Consider the following 15,565-nt stretch of genomic DNA (forward strand, 5'->3'; position numbering starts at 1 on the left):
ATTACGCAACACTGGTGTTGTGAAAAACACGCGCGAGCACGCCACGCAGCGGGAGGCCGAGTCGGCCCCCGACTGCGACGTGCCCGTGACGGCGGCCGAGGTGCTGCTGGAGGGCCACCGCGCCACCCGTGACCGGGTCGCCCGCTCGATCCTGGACCACGGCCCCTCCTCCGCCGCCGACCTGGCGAACCGGCTCGGCCTCACCGCCGCGGCCGTGCGCCGCCACCTCGACGGGCTGGCCGCCACCGGTCTGGTCGAGTCCCGCGAACAGCGGGTCTACGGCAGCCGGGGCCGCGGCCGTCCGGCCAAGGTCTTCGCCCTCACCGACGCCGGCCGGGACGCCTTCTACCAGGCCTACGACCAGCTCGCGGCCGACGCGCTGCGCTGGATCTCGGACGCGGTCGGCGGCGGCAAGGCGGGCGAGGAGGCGGTCGCCGCCTTCGCCCGCGCCCGGTTCGGCAAGCAGGGCGAGAAGTACCAGGAGACACTGGCCAGGGCCGAGGCGCAGGAACGCCCGGAGGCCCTCGCCCAGGCGCTGAGCGCGGACGGGTACGCTGCCACGGTGCGGCGTGTCCCGTCGGCCGCGGCCAAGGCCCCGGCGGGCGCCCAGCTCTGCCAGCACCACTGCCCGGTCGCGCACATCGCCGAGCAGTTCCCGCAGCTCTGCGAGGCGGAGACCGAGGTCTTCTCCCAGCTCCTGGGCACCCATGTGCAACGGCTGGCCACCATCGCCCACGGCGACGGGGTCTGCACCACCTATGTGCCGGCACCCGGTGCCGCATCGTCGCCTGCCCAGCCCCCGGCGGGCCGCGGCTCCGATGCAGTGCCGACTGCCGGTACGTCCACCGAAGATTCAGCGTCCGCGCGTTAGGAAGCTCGCATGACTGACACCGTTTCGCACCCCGAGCTCGAAGGCCTCGGCAATTACGAGTACGGCTGGGCCGACCCGGACACCGCCGGTGCCGCGGCCAAGCGCGGGCTCAGCGAGGACGTCGTCCGCGACATCTCGGCGAAGAAGAACGAGTCCGAGTGGATGCTGAACCTGCGTCTCAAGGGCCTGAAGCTGTTCGGCAAGAAGCCCATGCCGACCTGGGGCTCCGACCTCTCCGGCATCGACTTCGACAACATCAAGTACTTCGTCCGCTCCACCGAGAAGCAGGCCGAGTCCTGGGAGGACCTGCCCGCGGACATCAAGGCCACCTACGACAAGCTCGGCATCCCGGAGGCGGAGAAGCAGCGCCTGGTCGCCGGTGTCGCCGCCCAGTACGAGTCCGAGGTCGTCTACCACCAGATCCGCGAGGACCTGGAGGAGCAGGGCGTCATCTTCCTGGACACCGACACCGCGCTGCGCGAGCACCCGGAGATCTTCAAGGAGTACTTCGGCACCGTCATCCCGGCCGGCGACAACAAGTTCGCCGCGCTGAACACGGCCGTGTGGTCCGGCGGCTCGTTCATCTACGTGCCGAAGGGCGTGCACGTCGACATCCCGCTGCAGGCCTACTTCCGGATCAACACCGAGAACATGGGCCAGTTCGAGCGGACGCTGATCATCGTCGACGAGGACGCCTACGTCCACTACGTCGAGGGCTGCACCGCGCCGATCTACTCCTCCGACTCGCTGCACTCGGCGGTCGTGGAGATCATCGTCAAGAAGGGCGGCCGCTGCCGCTACACGACCATCCAGAACTGGTCGAACAACGTCTACAACCTGGTCACCAAGCGCGCCGTGGCGTACGAGGGCGCGACCATGGAGTGGGTCGACGGCAACATCGGCTCCAAGGTCACCATGAAGTACCCGGCCGTCTACCTGATGGGCGAGCACGCCAAGGGCGAGACCCTGTCGATCGCCTTCGCGGGCGAGGGCCAGCACCAGGACGCCGGCGCCAAGATGGTCCACATGGCGCCGAACACCTCCTCGCACATCGTCTCCAAGTCGGTGGCGCGCGGCGGCGGCCGGACCTCCTACCGCGGTCTGATCGAGATCGGCGAGGGCTCGCACGGCGCCAAGTCCAACGTGCTGTGCGACGCGCTGCTGGTCGACACCATCTCCCGCTCGGACACCTACCCGTACGTGGACGTCCGCGAGGACGACGTGTCCATGGGCCACGAGGCGACCGTCTCCAAGGTCAGCGAGGACCAGCTGTTCTACCTGATGAGCCGCGGTCTGACCGAGACCGAGGCGATGGCGATGATCGTGCGCGGCTTCGTCGAGCCGATCGCGCGTGAGCTGCCGATGGAGTACGCGCTGGAGCTCAACCGGCTGATCGAGCTGCAGATGGAGGGCGCCGTCGGCTGACGCTCAGCCGCACGCGACCCCGTCCGACTTTTGAGGAAGAGAGCACAACGAACAGCCATGGCTGAGGTTCAGAACACCACCGGCTCCACCACCGCCGGTTCGATCGAGGTCGGCACCGCCGGCGCGGGCGCGCAGCTCGCCGGCCCCGGCACCGGCCGGACCGGGGTCCAGCAGCCGATCGACGCGCGCGTCGCGGTCAAGCCCTCGTACGACGTGAACGACTTCCCGGTGCCGCACGGCCGCGAGGAGGACTGGCGGTTCACCCCGCTGCACCGCCTCGGCGGGCTGCACGACGGGACCGCCGCCGCCGAAGCCGAGCGAGACGGCGCGGGCTCTGACAAGGTCGAGTTCACGCTGCCGGACGGCGTCACCGCCGAGACCGTCGGCCGGGACGACGCCCGCCTGGGCAAGGCCGGCAAGCCGGTCGACCGGGTCGCGGCGCAGGCCTTCAGCACCTTCGAGCAGGCGCTCGTCGTCACCGTTCCCAAGGACGCGGTGCTGACCGAGCCGGTCAAGATCGACGTGCGCGCCGAGGGCGGGGTCCGCTTCGCCCACGTGGTGATCGACGTCAAGCCGTTCGCCGAGGCCGTCGTGGTGCTCAACCACGCGGGCACCGGCACCCGGGCCGCCAACGTCGAGCTGCTGGTCGGCGACGGCGCCAAGCTCACCTTCGTCTCCGTCCAGGACTGGGACCGGGACACCGTGTACGTCGCGCAGCACAACGCGCTGGTCGGCCGGGATGCCTCGTTCAAGTCCGTCGTCGTCACCTTCGGCGGCGACCTGGTCCGCCTGCACCCGCGGGTCGACTACGCGGGCCCCGGCGGCGAGGCCGAGCTGTTCGGCCTGTACTTCGCCGACGCCGGCCAGCACCTGGAGCACCGCCTGGTCATCGACCACGACAAGCCGCACTGCCGGTCGAACGTGGCCTACAAGGGCGCGCTGCAGGGCCAGGACGCCCACGCGGTCTGGGTCGGCGACGTGCTGATCCGCGCCGCCGCGCTCGGCACCGACACCTACGAGCTCAACCGGAACCTGGTGCTCACCGACGGCGCCCGGGTCGACTCGATCCCGAACCTGGAGATCGAGACCGGCGAGATCGTCGGCGCCGGCCACGCCTCGGCGACCGGCCGCTTCGACGACGAGCAGCTGTTCTACCTGATGGCGCGCGGCATCCCGGCCGACGAGGCCCGCCGCCTGGTGGTCCGCGGCTTCTTCGCCGAGCTGCTGCAGCAGATCGGCGTGGCCGAGGTGCAGGACCAGCTCATGGAGAAGATCGAGGCCGAGCTGGAAGCGGCGGTCTGACCACGATGACCTTCCTCCGTGCCTGTGCGCTGAGCGACCTCCAGGAGGACGTGCCCAAGCGCGTGGACCTCAACGGCGTGCCGGTCTCGGTCGTCCGCACCGACGAGGGGGTGTTCGCGATCAACGACACCTGTTCGCACGCGAACGTCTCGCTCTCCGAGGGCGAGGTCGAGGGCTGCATGATCGAGTGCTGGCTGCACGGCTCCAGCTTCGACCTGCGCACCGGCAAGCCCTCCGGCCTGCCCGCCACCAAGCCGGTCGCTGTCTACCCCGTAAAGATCGAAGGGGACGATGTGCTCGTCTCCGTCAACCAGGAGTCCTGAGTACACATGGCAACCCTTGAAATCCGCGACCTGCACGTCTCCGTCGAGGCCGAGAACGGCCCGCGCGAGATCCTGAAGGGCGTCGACCTGACCGTGAAGCAGGGCGAGACCCACGCCATCATGGGTCCGAACGGTTCCGGCAAGTCCACCCTGGCCTACTCGCTGGCCGGCCACCCCAAGTACACCGTCACCGGCGGCTCGGTGCTGCTGGACGGCGAGGACGTCCTGGAGATGTCCGTCGACGAGCGCGCCAAGGCCGGCGTGTTCCTGGCCATGCAGTACCCGGTCGAGGTCCCGGGCGTCTCGGTCAGCAACTTCCTGCGCACCGCCGCCACCGCCGTCCGCGGCGAGGCCCCGAAGCTGCGGCTGTGGGTGAAGGAGGTCAAGGAGGCGATGGCCGCCCTCCAGATGGACCCGGCCTTCGCCGAGCGCAACGTCAACGAGGGCTTCTCCGGCGGTGAGAAGAAGCGCCACGAGATCCTCCAGCTGGAGCTGCTCAAGCCGAAGATCGCGATTCTCGACGAGACCGACTCCGGGCTGGACGTCGACGCGCTGCGGATCGTCTCCGAGGGCATCAACCGGGTCCGCTCGACCGGCGAGGTCGGCACCCTGCTGGTGACCCACTACACCCGCATCCTGCGGTACATCGAGCCCGACTACGTCCACGTCTTCGCGGGCGGCCGCATCGTCGAGTCCGGCGGTGCCGAGCTGGCCGACAAGCTGGAGAACGAGGGCTACGAGGCGTATGTGAAGGGCGGCGCATCCGAGTGACGCATCCGTTGACCGGTCTGCTCGACACCGACGCGATCCGCAAGGACTTCCCGGTCCTGCAGCGCGTGCTGCACGACGGGAAGCCGCTGGTCTACCTGGACAACGCGGCGACCTCGCAGAAGCCGCGCCAGGTGCTGGAGGCCCTGAACGCCTACTACGAGCGGCACAACGCCAACGTCCACCGCGGCGTGCACGTGCTCGCCGAGGAGGCCACGGCGATGTACGAGGGCGCCCGCGACAAGGTCGCGGCGTTCATCAACGCGCCGAGCCGCAACGAGGTGATCTTCACCAAGAACGCCTCGGAGTCGCTCAACCTCGTGGCCAACATGCTCGGCTGGGCCGACGAGCCGTACAAGGTGGACGCCGACTCCGAGATCGTGATCACGGAGATGGAGCACCACTCCAATATCGTCCCGTGGCAGCTGCTCTCGCAGCGCACCGGTGCGAAGCTCAAGTGGTTCGGGCTGACCGACGAGGGCCGGCTCGACCTGTCGAACATCGACGAGCTGATCACCGAGAAGACCAAGGTGGTCTCCTTCACTCTGGTCTCCAACCTGCTGGGCACGATCAACCCGGTCGAGACGATCGTCCGCAAGGCCCAGTCGGTCGGCGCGCTGGTCGTCATCGACGCCTCGCAGGCCGCACCGCACATGGTGCTGGACGTGCAGGCGCTGGAGGCCGACTTCGTCGCCTTCACCGGCCACAAGATGCTGGCCCCGACCGGCATCGGCGTGCTGTGGGGCCGCCAGGAGCTGCTGGAGGACCTCCCGCCGTTCCTGGGCGGCGGCGAGATGATCGAGACCGTCACCATGGGCTCGTCCACCTACGCCCCGGCGCCGCACAAGTTCGAGGCCGGCACCCCGCCGATCGCCCAGGCGGTCGGGCTGGGCGCGGCCATCGACTACCTCCAGGGCATCGGCATGGAGAAGATCGCGGCGCACGAGCACGCGATCACCGAGTACGCGGTGGAGCGCCTGCTGGAGGTCCCGGACCTGCGGATCATCGGTCCGCGCACGGCCGTGGACCGCGGCGCCGCGATCTCCTTCACGCTCGGCGACATCCACCCGCACGACGTGGGCCAGGTGCTGGACGAGCAGGGCATCGCCGTGCGCGTCGGGCACCACTGCGCGCGGCCGGTCTGCCTGCGGTACGGAATTCCGGCGACCACGCGAGCGTCGTTCTATCTGTACTCGACGCCGGGCGAGGTCGACGCGCTGATCGACGGCCTGCACCACGTCCGGAACTTCTTCGGCTGACGGACGGGGCAGGACGATATGAAGCTCGACTCGATGTACCAGGACATCATCCTGGACCACTACCGCAATCCCCACGGCAAGGGGCTGCGGGACGGCGACGCCGAAGTGCACCACGTCAACCCGACGTGCGGCGACGAGATCACCCTGCGGGTGAAGCTCGACGGCGCGAAGGTCGCCGACGTCTCGTACGAGTCCCAGGGCTGTTCGATCAGCCAGGCCAGCGCCTCGGTGCTGAACGACCTGGTGGTCGGCAAGACCGTCGGTGAGGCGCAGGTGGTCCAGGAGGCCTTCCTGGAGCTGATGCAGAGCAAGGGCCAGGGCGAGGGTGACGAGGAGGTGCTGGAGGACGCGGTCGCGTTCGCCGGTGTCTCCAAGTACCCGGCCCGGGTCAAGTGCGCCCTGCTCAGCTGGATGGCCTGGAAGGACGCCACCGCCCAGGCGCTCGCCCAGAACCCCGCCGTGAACGACTGACCCCGCGAAGGAGGACAGACCATGAGTGACGAGAACACCACCACCACCGACGCCCAGGCCTCCACTGCGGAGGAGCAGCCGAACGGCGTCATCGTCGGCACCACCGCCGGCACCGTGTCGGTCGAGGACCTGACCGAGGCCCTGATGGACGTCGTCGACCCCGAACTGGGCATCGACGTCGTCAACCTGGGCCTGATCTACGGCATCCACATCGACGAGTCCGACGTGGCCACCATCGACATGACGCTCACCTCGGCGGCCTGCCCGCTGACCGACGTCATCGAGGACCAGGCCAAGACCGCCACCGACGGCCTGGTGCAGGACCTGCGGATCAACTGGGTCTGGATGCCGCCGTGGGGCCCGGACAAGATCACCGACGACGGCCGCGAGCAGCTCCGCGCGCTCGGCTTCAACGTCTGAGGTCTTTTCTGCACGAATGCCGCTGCCCGGGACGGTTTCTCCGTTCCGGGCAGCGGCGTTCTCCGTTTCGTAGGAGACGTGGCGGAGGCGGCGGGGGAGGTTCCGGGTGGTCACTGGTGTGTGCCGAAGACCTCGGTCCAGTAGCCGTTCGTGTCGGCGATGCCGGTGTCCTTGTAGACGCAGTTGAGGATGTTGCCCTTGTGGCCCGAGCTGTTCATCCAGCCGTCGAAGGTGGCCTTCGCACTGCCGTAGCCCTGGGCTATGTTCTCGGCATAGGCGCTCCACTTGTAACCGGCTCTGGTGATGCGGTCAGCGTCGCTGGATCCGTCGGAGCCGGTGTGGGACAGGATCCTGGTCTTCGCCATGTCGTTGCTGTGGGCCTGGGCCGCCTGGACGAGCTGGGAGTTCACGGTGAGGGCCGTACAGCCCGCGTTGACCCGTGCCTGGTTGACCAGGGTCAGCATGTCGCCCGTGTCTCCCTGGGTGGGGGCGAGGGCGGGTGCGACGGTCGCCGTGCCGGTAGCCGCCACGGCGATCGGTCCTCCGGTGAGGCCCAGCACGGGGACGGCGAGGGCGGCTGACACGCGCCGCGCGGTGCGGATGTTGATATGCATCGTGGTCCCTTTCTCGGGCTTGCTCGGGACTGTGGAGGGCGCAGGCATGCCCCTCGTGCCGCCACCCGTGGCGGGGGTGCGGGCGCTCTCGGCACCGTCTGCTCCACTGCGATGGGTCGTGCGCCCAGCGGACCCGTCCGCCCGTCCGCCCTCGTACCTGCGATCTTTCCGATGGGGGCGTGACGCAGCCGTGACGCCGCTGTGCCCGGAAGGTCCGGGCCCGGTGGGTCCGGCGATCAGCACCACGCTCACGAACGGGTGACGCCGCCCGCGCCGCCGACGGGGATCAACGGGCTGGAGCGACGAGCCGCCGAGCACGTGGGGTTTGCGGTCGACAGTGCAGAGCGGGCGGCGCAGCATGGAAAAGGGGCGGATCTTGTACACGAAGAGACGGCGATGCGATGGCCAGCGACGATCGGCGCTCCCCGGCTCCCGGGCCAGGCGTGCGGCTCGCTCTGCTCGGCGGCTTCGACCTCTCGGTCGGTGACGCGTCGGTGGCCCTGTCCGCGGGAGCGGAGCGCTTACTCGCCTTCGTGGCGCTGTGTTGCAACGGGAAGGTGCCGCGCGCGCTGGTGGCCGGGACGCTCTGGCCGGACGCCGCGGAGCGCTGCGCGTATGCGAGCCTTCGCTCGGCGCTGTCCCGGCTGCCGGCGGCGGGCCGGGAGGCGCTGGAGGTCGGCCCGACCGAGCTGAGGCTGGCCGACGGCGTCGGCGTGGATATCCGTGAGGCGAGGACGCTGGCCCACCGGATCCTGGCGCCCGGTGCGGGCCCCGCCCGGGCGGGCCTCGGGCTGGCGGCGGTCGAGGACCTCTCGGCGGACCTGCTGCCGGGCTGGTACGAGGACTGGGCGCTGCTGGAGGCCGACAACTGGCGGCGCCTGCGGGTCCACGCCCTTGAGGCCCTGGCCCGTGCCTTCGTCGGCGCCCGTCGTTTCCCCGAGGCGGTGGCCGCCGCCGGCGCCGCCGTCCGCGCCGACCCGTTGCGCGAGAGCAGCCAGGCCTCGCTGATCCGGGCCCACCTCGCCGAGGGCAACCCCGGCGAGGCCCTGCAGGACGTCGAACGCTACGAGCGGCGCCTGCGGGCGGAGCTGGGGTTGCCGGCTCCGGCGCGGTTGCGGCAGCTGGTCGCCGGCGCGGGGTAGTCGGGCCGCGAGGGCAGTGGCGTCGACTCGGTGCCGTGCGCGTCCTTCCCTTCCAGGGACGGTGGTGAAACGGCGCTGCCCGGGACTTCGGAAGTCCCGGGCAGCGGCGTTCGTGCTGGGTCAGGCCGGTCAGGCCGTCTTCGGCTTGCGGGCGACGGCGATGGCCAGTGCGGCGCACAGGACGGCCGCCAGGGTGGCGAAGCCGCTGACGGCGGGGAGGAGGCCGTAGGCCTGGACCAGGGCGCCGACGGCGACGATGGGGAGGGAGCTGCCGAGGTAGACGATGATCCAGAGGGCGGAGAGCTCGGAGCCCCGGCGTTCCGGGTTCATCGCAGCGACGGCGGTGGTGAACAGGGAGCGGAAGGCCACGCCCTGGCAGGCGCCGCCGAGGACGCTGCCGATGAACAGCAGGGCCGGGGTGCCGGTGTACCCGGCGGCGACGACCAGGGCGAGGCCGGTGGCCAGGCCGGTCATGCCGAGGGCGATCACCAGGCGGTCCGAGGTCGGCGGGACGATCAGCTGGGCGGCGGCCGAGGAGCCGAGCAGCAGGGCCGCGACCACCGCGCCGACCAGGTGCGAGTGAGTGTGCAGCAGCTTGGCGGCGAAGGACGGGGCCAGGCTGAGGTAGACGCCGAAGACCGCGTACGAGATGAACCCGGCGGTGGCGGCGAGCAGGAACTCGCGGCGGCCGGTGCGCGGCAGCCGCAGGCGCTGCGGGCGCAGGTGGGCCGGGGTGGTGATGCGCGGCGGCGCGGCCGGTGGCCGGTTGCGGCCGGGCATCCGCGGGTGCACCAGGGCCAGCGGCACGCAGAGCGCGAGCAGGGCGATGGCGTGCAGCAGGAAGGGCGTCAGCAGCGGGTCGGAGCCGCCGGACAGCAGAGCGCCGACGATCGGGCCGAGCGCGACACCGCCCGCCGAACAGGCCAGGGTGAGCTTGGCGGCCAGCGTCTGGTGATCGGGCAGCAGGTCACCGAGGGCGGCTCCGGCGGCGCCGGTGGACAGGCCGACGGCGATGCCCTGGACGGCACGGCCGATCGCCAGCTGCCAGAAGCTGCCGGCGGTCGCGAACACGACGTCGCCGGCGGCGGCCAGCGCGACGGCGGGCAGGATCAGGGCGCGGCGGCCGAGGTGGTCGGACCAGTGGCCGACGATGGCCAGCACCGGGACCAGCGCGAAGACGTAGATCGTGAACAGGATCGTGGTGTCGAGCGGGCCGAGCCCGAGGCGCTGCTGGAGGAGCGGGTAGATCGGCGTCGCCAGGTTGGCGCCGATCAGCATGAACAGCAGGGCGGCGGCGACCAGGCCGACGCGGACGCCGCGCAGCGCGTTCCAGCGGCTGATCGCGGCGAGCTGGAGCTGGGCGCGCGGCGCGAGCTCCAGGGGGAGCAGGGCCTCCGACAGTCGGCGTCCGTCGAGCTGCGCGGTGCGCAGGCCGGAGCCGGCGGGGGAGAGGTCCGCCATGTGAGGGGTCTCCTGTGGCAGGGCACCACCGGGGTCGGCGGGGTGTGCCGGTGCGCCCGTCCTGAGGCGCTGTGGTGGTGGCCGCGGTGCGGGGCTCCCTGGTGGAGCGGATGAGCTGAGAGAAGAGGGCTTCGTTGCCCTACGGCCCGTGCGGGGTTGTGCGCGGTACCACTGCGAAGGATAAGGGGTGGGCGCACGGTTTCGGCGCGCGCCCCTGCGCACGCCCCTAGAGGTCGGGCATCGGGGCTGCCCGGCCTATACGCTGAGGTGGTAGACGGGTGCGCGGAGCTGTTTGGGCTGACCGCTGGCTGAGGGAGAGCACACGACGATGGCCGGACGACGTCGGAAGAACGCAGGGGCTTCGACGGGAGAGGGCGCGGCCGAGGCGGTCCTGCCCGCCGACATGGAGCTCCAGGACCTCTACGGGGCGTTCGCCGCGCACGGCCTGGACGACGAGGACCTGGACGACGCCGCCGTCCTGGTGCCGCCGGTGAAGCTGCCCGCCGAGCGGGAGCTGGCCGAGCACGCGAAGGCCGTGCCGATGTTCGGCTATGCCCTGACGCTGGCCCGCTGGGCCGCCCCGCACCGGGCGGTGGACGAGTTCGGCGACCTGGTCGAGGAGGACCGGGCGCCCGCGGCGCGGCTGCTGGCCCTGGCCCCGGCCGAGGGCGAGGTGCCCGAGGAGGCCGAGGTCGAGGCGCTGCGGGCCTGGTCGCTGGCCTGCGACCTGGACCTGGTGGAGCTGGGGACGACCGCCACCGGGGAGCACGTCGCGGTGCCCGGGCCGGATCTGGAGCCCGCCGAGCAGGGGGACCCGGACACCGTCCTGGAGCTGTGGCTGACCGCCGCCGGGATCGTCCGGGAGCTGGCGGTGGAGGCGGATTCGCTGCCGGAGGAAGAGGAAGAGGGCGAGGCGGCGGAAGGCGCGGCGGAGGAGGACGAGGACGGACTGAACGAGGTCGAGGAGGCCCGGGACGCCGCCGCCGAGCTGCTCGACGAGGCGTTGCAGGTGCTGTACGAGACCACCGCCTTCGCCGAGCCCGGCAAAGAGACGGTGCCGCTGGGCGTGCTGGCCGCACTGCTGGTGGTGCCGGAGGGCGAGGAGCCGAGCGAGGAACTGCTCGGCGACATCACCGATGTGATGGTCGCCCTGGACCCGATGCTGGGCGACCTCGCCGAGCTGGGCCTGCTGGACTACCGCCCGATCGACCCGGAGCTGTTCGACGAGGAGGAGGGCGAGGAGCCCGCCGTCGTCGGCGAGGCGCCGCTGGACGAGGAGGAGTCGGCCCGCTTCGGGCTGGTCCGGCTCACCCCGCTCGGCCAGTACGGCATCCGGCAGTGGCTGCTGGAGGACGGCTACGACGCGCCGCTGGTCGGCGAGCTAGCCCAGGGGGACGCGGCGGAGCTGCTGCGCGGGGTGTGCGAGTCGGCCAACGTGCTGCCGGAGGAGGAGCTGAAGGTCTGGGTGGCCGGCCGGGAGCCGGTCGCGGCGGCCCGCGAGCTGCTGGCGGCGGCCCGCGGCGCCGACGGGTACGCGCCGCTGCGCCGCATGCTGTCCGTCTCGGCGCTCGACCTGCTGGGGCCGGGTGCCGAGCCCGCCGTCCGGGAGGTGCTGGACGACCCGGAGCTGGGCGGCGCGGCGCGGGCCTGGCTGGCCGCGCAGGGCGCCTCGGACGTGCCGGTGCCGGACCGGGCGATGGCGCTGTGGACGGTGGTCGACACCTTCGCCGCCCAGCTGCTGGACAGCGGCGGTGACACCGCGCTGCTGCGCGAGCTGATCACCGACCTGCCGGTGAACGGCGATCCGGCGGCGTGGTTCGGCGAGCTGTGGCGGGTCGACCACCCGTACACGGCGGATGTCCTGGAGGCGATCGGCGAGCTGCACCCGGACCGGGCTCTGGCCAAGGAGGCGCGCAAGGCGGCCTTCAAGGCGCGCTCCCGGAACTAGGGCCTGTCCGGCGGATCCCAGGGCTTTCTACGGGAGGTCCAGCGAGCCGTCCTCGGTGAACGGGAAGAACGGGTTGTGGGCCAGCTCCCACAGGTGCCCGTCCGGGTCCTCGAAGTAGCCGGAGTAGCCGCCCCAGCTGGTCGGGACCGGCGGCTTGACGACCACGGCGCCGGCCTCGACCGCCGTCCGCAGCGCGGCGTCCACCAGCGCGGGGGACTCCAGGTTCACCGCGAGGGTGACGCCGCGGAAGGAGGGCTCGCCGGTCGCGGGCACGCCCGCGTCGGCGGCCAGCTCCTCGCTGGGGAAGAGACCGAGCACCGAGTCGGCGGTGCGGAACCAGACGATCTCCGGGCTGGAGGCGGTGGAGCGCTTCCAGCCGAGGTCCTCGTAGAAGCGGGCGCTGCGGTCGAGGTCGGAGACCCCGAGGGTGACGATGCTGATCCGGGCGGGGAAGCCGTGCTCCGGCGTGCTCTGTGCGGTCATGCGGCCAGCGTAGGGAGGGCGGCTGACAACCGGGCCCTCTGACACGGCCACTGGCCCTGCACGGCGGCCGAGCTGATGACCCGGCAGCTCCGGGCACGTAAGGTGGCGTCAGCGGTGCGGGTGCGAGGGACTCGGGGGTGCGGCACAGGATGATGCGGGAGAGCGGCGGAAGGCCTCAGGGGCGCAACGACGGAGGGCCTGGCCCGACCCGGCTGGGCGGGCAGGATCGTTTCGCCGACCAGGAGGAGCTCCCCCGCCGGACCCTGGCCGCGCTCGACTTCCCGGTGTACGGCGTGGCCGCCGGACCGGCCCGCCGCGGCGTGGCGCTGGCCGCCTTCGAGACCTGCGGCAGCGAGCTGCGCTGGGTCGAGGTGCAGTGCGGCGACTGGACCTCCGCGGCCGGACCGTACGTGACCGTGCGCACCTACCGGCCGGGCGCCGATCGGGCCGAGCTGCTGCCTGAGCTGGAGGACGTGGTCGAGGACGAACGGGACCGCGTCTACGAGCAGTTGGGCATCGACGAGGGCGACGGGCCGGGCCGGGTGCGGGCGTTGCGCGAGTGGATCACCGTGGACGGCGAGCCCTGCGCGGTGGAGGTGCACGAGGACCGGCCGATGGCCCCGGGCGGAGCGGACCCGGCCGGGCCGGTCTGGGCCGGGCGGCTGCGGGTCGGCGGGCTGACCGTCACGGTGTGCGGGCGCGGGGTCGCCCCCGGCGGCGTGGAGCTCGGCGGGATCGGGGACTTCGAGCGCTACCTGCGCGGGCGCACCGACCTGCTGCGCGACCTCGCCTCCCGGCGGGCCCGGTGCGTGCCGGTCGAGGAGCGCGAACTGCCGCCCGCGACCGGACTGGAAGCGCACCGGGAGCTGATCGCGCAGAGCATCGCGGAGACCGCCGCGATCGAGGCGCAGGTGCGGGTCGGGCGCACGCCGAGGCTGCCGCGCGCACTGCGCGGGGACGCCTGCGCGGTCCGATGGGAGACGGTGGTGCGCCAGCAGATGCGGCTCGCCACCGAGACCCGGGAGGAGGCCGTAGCGGCGGTGACCTCGATGGTCAACCACCTCAACCGGCTGTCCCAGCAGACGCATTGGCTGATCGGCACGCCGGCGGGCGAGGCGGCCGTGGAGGAGGTCGTGCGGTACACGGTGTTCGCCAGCGAGGTGGCCAGCTTGCCGGCGCAGCGGGCCTGGGAACAGTTGTGGCGGGAGCGGCCCGGCGGCGGGGCCGACGTCTGGGAGGAGCACCTGCTGGCCGAGCAGCTGTGGCTGTCGGCCTGGGAGCAGTGGCGGGCGGGGCGCGGGTGACGTCCTGGCGACCCGTCTGAACCGGCTGCCCGCGGACTACTCGTCCGCGGGCAGCCGCAGTTGCAGCATCGCCAGCAGCCGCTGCTGCGGCTGGGCGAGGTCGATGCCGGTCAACTGCTCGGCGCGGCGCACCCGGTAGCGCAGGGTGTTGGGGTGGATGTGCAGGGCGTCGGCGGCCACCCGGACCTCGCCGAGCGCGTCCAGCCAGGCGAGCACCGACTCGGCGAGCCGGGTGTTGTGCCGGCGGTCGTACTCGGTGAGCGCGGTCAGCCGGGGGTCGCGCAGGCCGGTGCGGTCCTGGAGCAGCGCCAGCATCTCGCTGACCAGCACCTCGGCCTGGACGTCGATCAGTGCCGCGACGTCGAGGTCCACCCCGCCGCGGCCCATCGCGTCCAGGATCCGGTCGGCCTGGGCGCGGGAGTCGGGCACCTGGGACAGGCCGTCGACGGTGGAGCCGATCGCGGCGCGCAGCGGGACGCCGAGGTGCTCCCGGGCGGCCGCGACCACCTCGGCCGCCCAGTCGCGCACGGTCGCCATCGGCAGGCCGGGCGGGAGTTCGGGCAGCAGCACGTAGACCCGGGACTCGATCGGGGCGAGCAGTGCGGTGCGGTGCCGGGCGGCGGTGTGCACCGAGATCAGGCCGGTCACGTCGGAGCGGTGCAGCGCCTCGGTGGTGTGCGCGCCGTACGCCAGCACGGTGGCCGGGCGGCGCAGGTCCAGGCCCAGGTGGGTGGCGAGCGACTGGGGGCCGGTGGAGCCCTCCAGCAAGCCGGTCAGCAGGGTCTGGGTGAGCCGGACGTCGGCGGACAACTCGCGGCGGCGGCGCACCAGTTGGGCGGCGGCCACCCGGGCGGCGCCGACCAGGGCCTGTTCCGCGAGCGGGGCCAGCGGCTGGGCGCCCTCCTGGACCCAGATGGTGCCGAGCGGCTGCGCCCCGGCCCGGATGCCGACCGCGAGCCGGCGGCGCAGGCCGAGCTCGGGGTGCGGCTCGACCGCGATCGGGGCGTCCGAGCTGCGCAGGTGCTGGAAGATGCCCCACTCGCGCAGCTTGGACAGGTACGGCTCCGGGCCCTGCCAGCCGAGGATGGACAGCCGGCGCAGGTCGTCGACCTCGTCGGAGTCGGAGGAGCGGGAGTAGGCGAGCACCCGGCTGGAGGTGTCCTCGATCGAGACGATGCCGTTGGTGAGGACGGCGACGGTCTGGGCGAGGGAGAAGAGGTCGCCCGCGTTGGGCTCGGGGGCGCCGGGCGCGGCCGGGGCGTCCGGGCCGGCGATGATCGCGCGGGCGAGCGAGTCCAGGTGCTCCCAGCGGGTCTCCCGGCGCACCGACAGCAGGGCGACGCCGGCGTCGGTGGCGGCCTCGCGCAGGGCGTCGGCCTGGCCGGGGCCGTCCAGCTTGACCGCGACGGCTGCGGCACCGGCCCGGCCGGCGGCGCGCAGGGCGGGGAGGGCGGCGCGGCCGCGGGCGCCGATCGCGAGGACGAGTTCGCCGGGGGCGGCGGTGGGCGGGTCCTCCGGGTCGAGGATCGCGACGTCGCGGACGGGGACGTCCAACCCCTGTGGGGCGGCCTGGAGTTCGACCAGCGGTTCGCCCAGGGACATCAGCAGCTGGCGGAGCGGGAGACCGGGGGTGGTCACTCCGGGCCTCCTTCATCCGCTCGGACAACGGTGTGTGGTTGATTTTAGCCGGGCGGACAGAGTTGCGGTTCGTCATTCGAAAATAGTTGACTCTGACTATTCAGGAGTGGATAGTCAGTACTGACCAAGAGATGAG

15 protein-coding genes are annotated in these 15,565 nt (G+C 72.1%); 11 read left to right on the plus strand and 4 right to left on the minus strand.

Going from position 1 to position 15,565, the window contains the following annotated elements:
- The first annotated feature begins 19 nt into the window (after positions 1–19).
- The 8 genes from ACZ3UD_RS28145 to ACZ3UD_RS28180 are packed head-to-tail and all read left to right on the plus strand — an operon-like array spanning position 20 to position 6,839.
- Positions 20–871 carry a helix-turn-helix transcriptional regulator gene (locus ACZ3UD_RS28145; RefSeq protein WP_465593469.1) on the plus strand — a complete coding sequence of 284 codons (852 nt, stop codon included), beginning with the start codon at positions 20–22 and terminating at the stop codon, positions 869–871.
- A 9-nt stretch (positions 872–880) separates the two neighbouring features.
- The gene (gene sufB, locus ACZ3UD_RS28150; RefSeq protein WP_396249224.1) at positions 881–2,296 is read left to right on the plus strand and encodes a Fe-S cluster assembly protein SufB; all 1,416 of its coding nucleotides are present in this window, start codon (positions 881–883) and stop codon (positions 2,294–2,296) included.
- Positions 2,297–2,353: 57 nt separating this feature from the next.
- Entirely contained in the window at positions 2,354–3,598 is a 1,245-nt protein-coding gene (sufD, locus tag ACZ3UD_RS28155) for a Fe-S cluster assembly protein SufD (protein WP_465593472.1), read from the plus strand.
- Positions 3,599–3,603: 5 nt separating this feature from the next.
- Positions 3,604–3,921 carry a bifunctional 3-phenylpropionate/cinnamic acid dioxygenase ferredoxin subunit gene (locus ACZ3UD_RS28160; protein ID WP_224280615.1) on the plus strand — a complete coding sequence of 106 codons (318 nt, stop codon included), beginning with the start codon at positions 3,604–3,606 and terminating at the stop codon, positions 3,919–3,921.
- 6 nt (positions 3,922–3,927) lie between these two features.
- The gene (sufC, locus tag ACZ3UD_RS28165; RefSeq protein WP_465593475.1) at positions 3,928–4,692 is read left to right on the plus strand and encodes a Fe-S cluster assembly ATPase SufC; all 765 of its coding nucleotides are present in this window, start codon (positions 3,928–3,930) and stop codon (positions 4,690–4,692) included.
- Positions 4,689–5,948, plus strand: coding sequence for a cysteine desulfurase (locus ACZ3UD_RS28170; protein ID WP_465593478.1), 1,260 nt, complete (start codon positions 4,689–4,691; stop codon positions 5,946–5,948). The genes sufC and ACZ3UD_RS28170 overlap by 4 nt, the downstream gene beginning before the upstream one ends.
- An 18-nt stretch (positions 5,949–5,966) precedes the next feature.
- The gene (gene sufU / locus ACZ3UD_RS28175; protein ID WP_465593481.1) at positions 5,967–6,419 is read left to right on the plus strand and encodes a Fe-S cluster assembly sulfur transfer protein SufU; all 453 of its coding nucleotides are present in this window, start codon (positions 5,967–5,969) and stop codon (positions 6,417–6,419) included.
- Between the two features lie 21 nt (positions 6,420–6,440).
- Positions 6,441–6,839: a metal-sulfur cluster assembly factor gene (locus ACZ3UD_RS28180; RefSeq protein ID WP_465593484.1), complete on the plus strand. Its 399-nt coding sequence runs from the start codon at positions 6,441–6,443 to the stop codon at positions 6,837–6,839.
- A 110-nt stretch (positions 6,840–6,949) separates the two neighbouring features.
- Here ACZ3UD_RS28180 and ACZ3UD_RS28185 read toward each other — a convergent pair whose 3' ends face one another.
- Complete coding sequence (locus ACZ3UD_RS28185) at positions 6,950–7,453, minus strand: CAP domain-containing protein (RefSeq protein WP_465593487.1); 504 nt, start codon at positions 7,451–7,453, stop codon at positions 6,950–6,952.
- 401 nt (positions 7,454–7,854) lie between these two features.
- On the opposite strand from ACZ3UD_RS28185, the gene ACZ3UD_RS28190 reads away from it, so the two are divergent.
- Entirely contained in the window at positions 7,855–8,595 is a 741-nt protein-coding gene (locus tag ACZ3UD_RS28190) for an AfsR/SARP family transcriptional regulator (protein ID WP_465593490.1), read from the plus strand.
- 129 nt (positions 8,596–8,724) lie between these two features.
- Here ACZ3UD_RS28190 and ACZ3UD_RS28195 read toward each other — a convergent pair whose 3' ends face one another.
- The gene (locus ACZ3UD_RS28195) at positions 8,725–10,056 is read right to left on the minus strand and encodes an MFS transporter (protein ID WP_465593493.1); all 1,332 of its coding nucleotides are present in this window, start codon (positions 10,054–10,056) and stop codon (positions 8,725–8,727) included.
- A 328-nt stretch (positions 10,057–10,384) separates the two neighbouring features.
- On the opposite strand from ACZ3UD_RS28195, the gene ACZ3UD_RS28200 reads away from it, so the two are divergent.
- Positions 10,385–12,004, plus strand: coding sequence for a hypothetical protein (locus tag ACZ3UD_RS28200; RefSeq protein WP_465593496.1), 1,620 nt, complete (start codon positions 10,385–10,387; stop codon positions 12,002–12,004).
- 27 nt (positions 12,005–12,031) lie between these two features.
- On the opposite strand, the gene ACZ3UD_RS28205 is transcribed toward ACZ3UD_RS28200, so the two are convergent.
- On the minus strand, positions 12,032–12,487 hold the full coding sequence (locus ACZ3UD_RS28205; RefSeq protein ID WP_387625216.1) for a VOC family protein: 456 nt from the start codon (positions 12,485–12,487) through the stop codon (positions 12,032–12,034).
- A 137-nt stretch (positions 12,488–12,624) separates the two neighbouring features.
- Here ACZ3UD_RS28205 and ACZ3UD_RS28210 point away from each other — a divergent pair, with 137 nt between their 5' ends.
- Entirely contained in the window at positions 12,625–13,791 is a 1,167-nt protein-coding gene (locus tag ACZ3UD_RS28210) for a hypothetical protein (protein ID WP_465593499.1), read from the plus strand.
- 36 nt (positions 13,792–13,827) lie between these two features.
- Here the strand turns inward: ACZ3UD_RS28210 and ACZ3UD_RS28215 are convergent, their stop codons facing one another.
- Positions 13,828–15,429, minus strand: coding sequence for a PucR family transcriptional regulator (locus tag ACZ3UD_RS28215; RefSeq protein ID WP_465593502.1), 1,602 nt, complete (start codon positions 15,427–15,429; stop codon positions 13,828–13,830).
- Positions 15,430–15,565 lie beyond the last annotated feature (136 nt).

Source organism: Kitasatospora sp. NPDC023118 (assembly GCF_055560875.1).

Excerpts from the sequence above, each read along its gene's own strand:
- sufB (WP_396249224.1), top strand. The coding sequence starts at position 881 with ATGACTGACACCGTTTCGCACCCCGAGCTCGAAGGCCTCGGCAATTAC.
- sufD (WP_465593472.1), top strand. The coding sequence starts at position 2,354 with ATGGCTGAGGTTCAGAACACCACCGGCTCCACCACCGCCGGTTCGATC.
- ACZ3UD_RS28160 (WP_224280615.1), top strand. The coding sequence starts at position 3,604 with ATGACCTTCCTCCGTGCCTGTGCGCTGAGCGACCTCCAGGAGGACGTG.
- sufC (WP_465593475.1), top strand. The coding sequence starts at position 3,928 with ATGGCAACCCTTGAAATCCGCGACCTGCACGTCTCCGTCGAGGCCGAG.
- sufU (WP_465593481.1), top strand. The coding sequence starts at position 5,967 with ATGAAGCTCGACTCGATGTACCAGGACATCATCCTGGACCACTACCGC.
- ACZ3UD_RS28180 (WP_465593484.1), top strand. The coding sequence starts at position 6,441 with ATGAGTGACGAGAACACCACCACCACCGACGCCCAGGCCTCCACTGCG.
- ACZ3UD_RS28185 (WP_465593487.1), bottom strand. The coding sequence starts at position 7,453 with ATGCATATCAACATCCGCACCGCGCGGCGCGTGTCAGCCGCCCTCGCC.
- ACZ3UD_RS28190 (WP_465593490.1), top strand. The coding sequence starts at position 7,855 with ATGGCCAGCGACGATCGGCGCTCCCCGGCTCCCGGGCCAGGCGTGCGG.
- ACZ3UD_RS28195 (WP_465593493.1), bottom strand. The coding sequence starts at position 10,056 with ATGGCGGACCTCTCCCCCGCCGGCTCCGGCCTGCGCACCGCGCAGCTC.
- ACZ3UD_RS28200 (WP_465593496.1), top strand. The coding sequence starts at position 10,385 with ATGGCCGGACGACGTCGGAAGAACGCAGGGGCTTCGACGGGAGAGGGC.
- ACZ3UD_RS28205 (WP_387625216.1), bottom strand. The coding sequence starts at position 12,487 with ATGACCGCACAGAGCACGCCGGAGCACGGCTTCCCCGCCCGGATCAGC.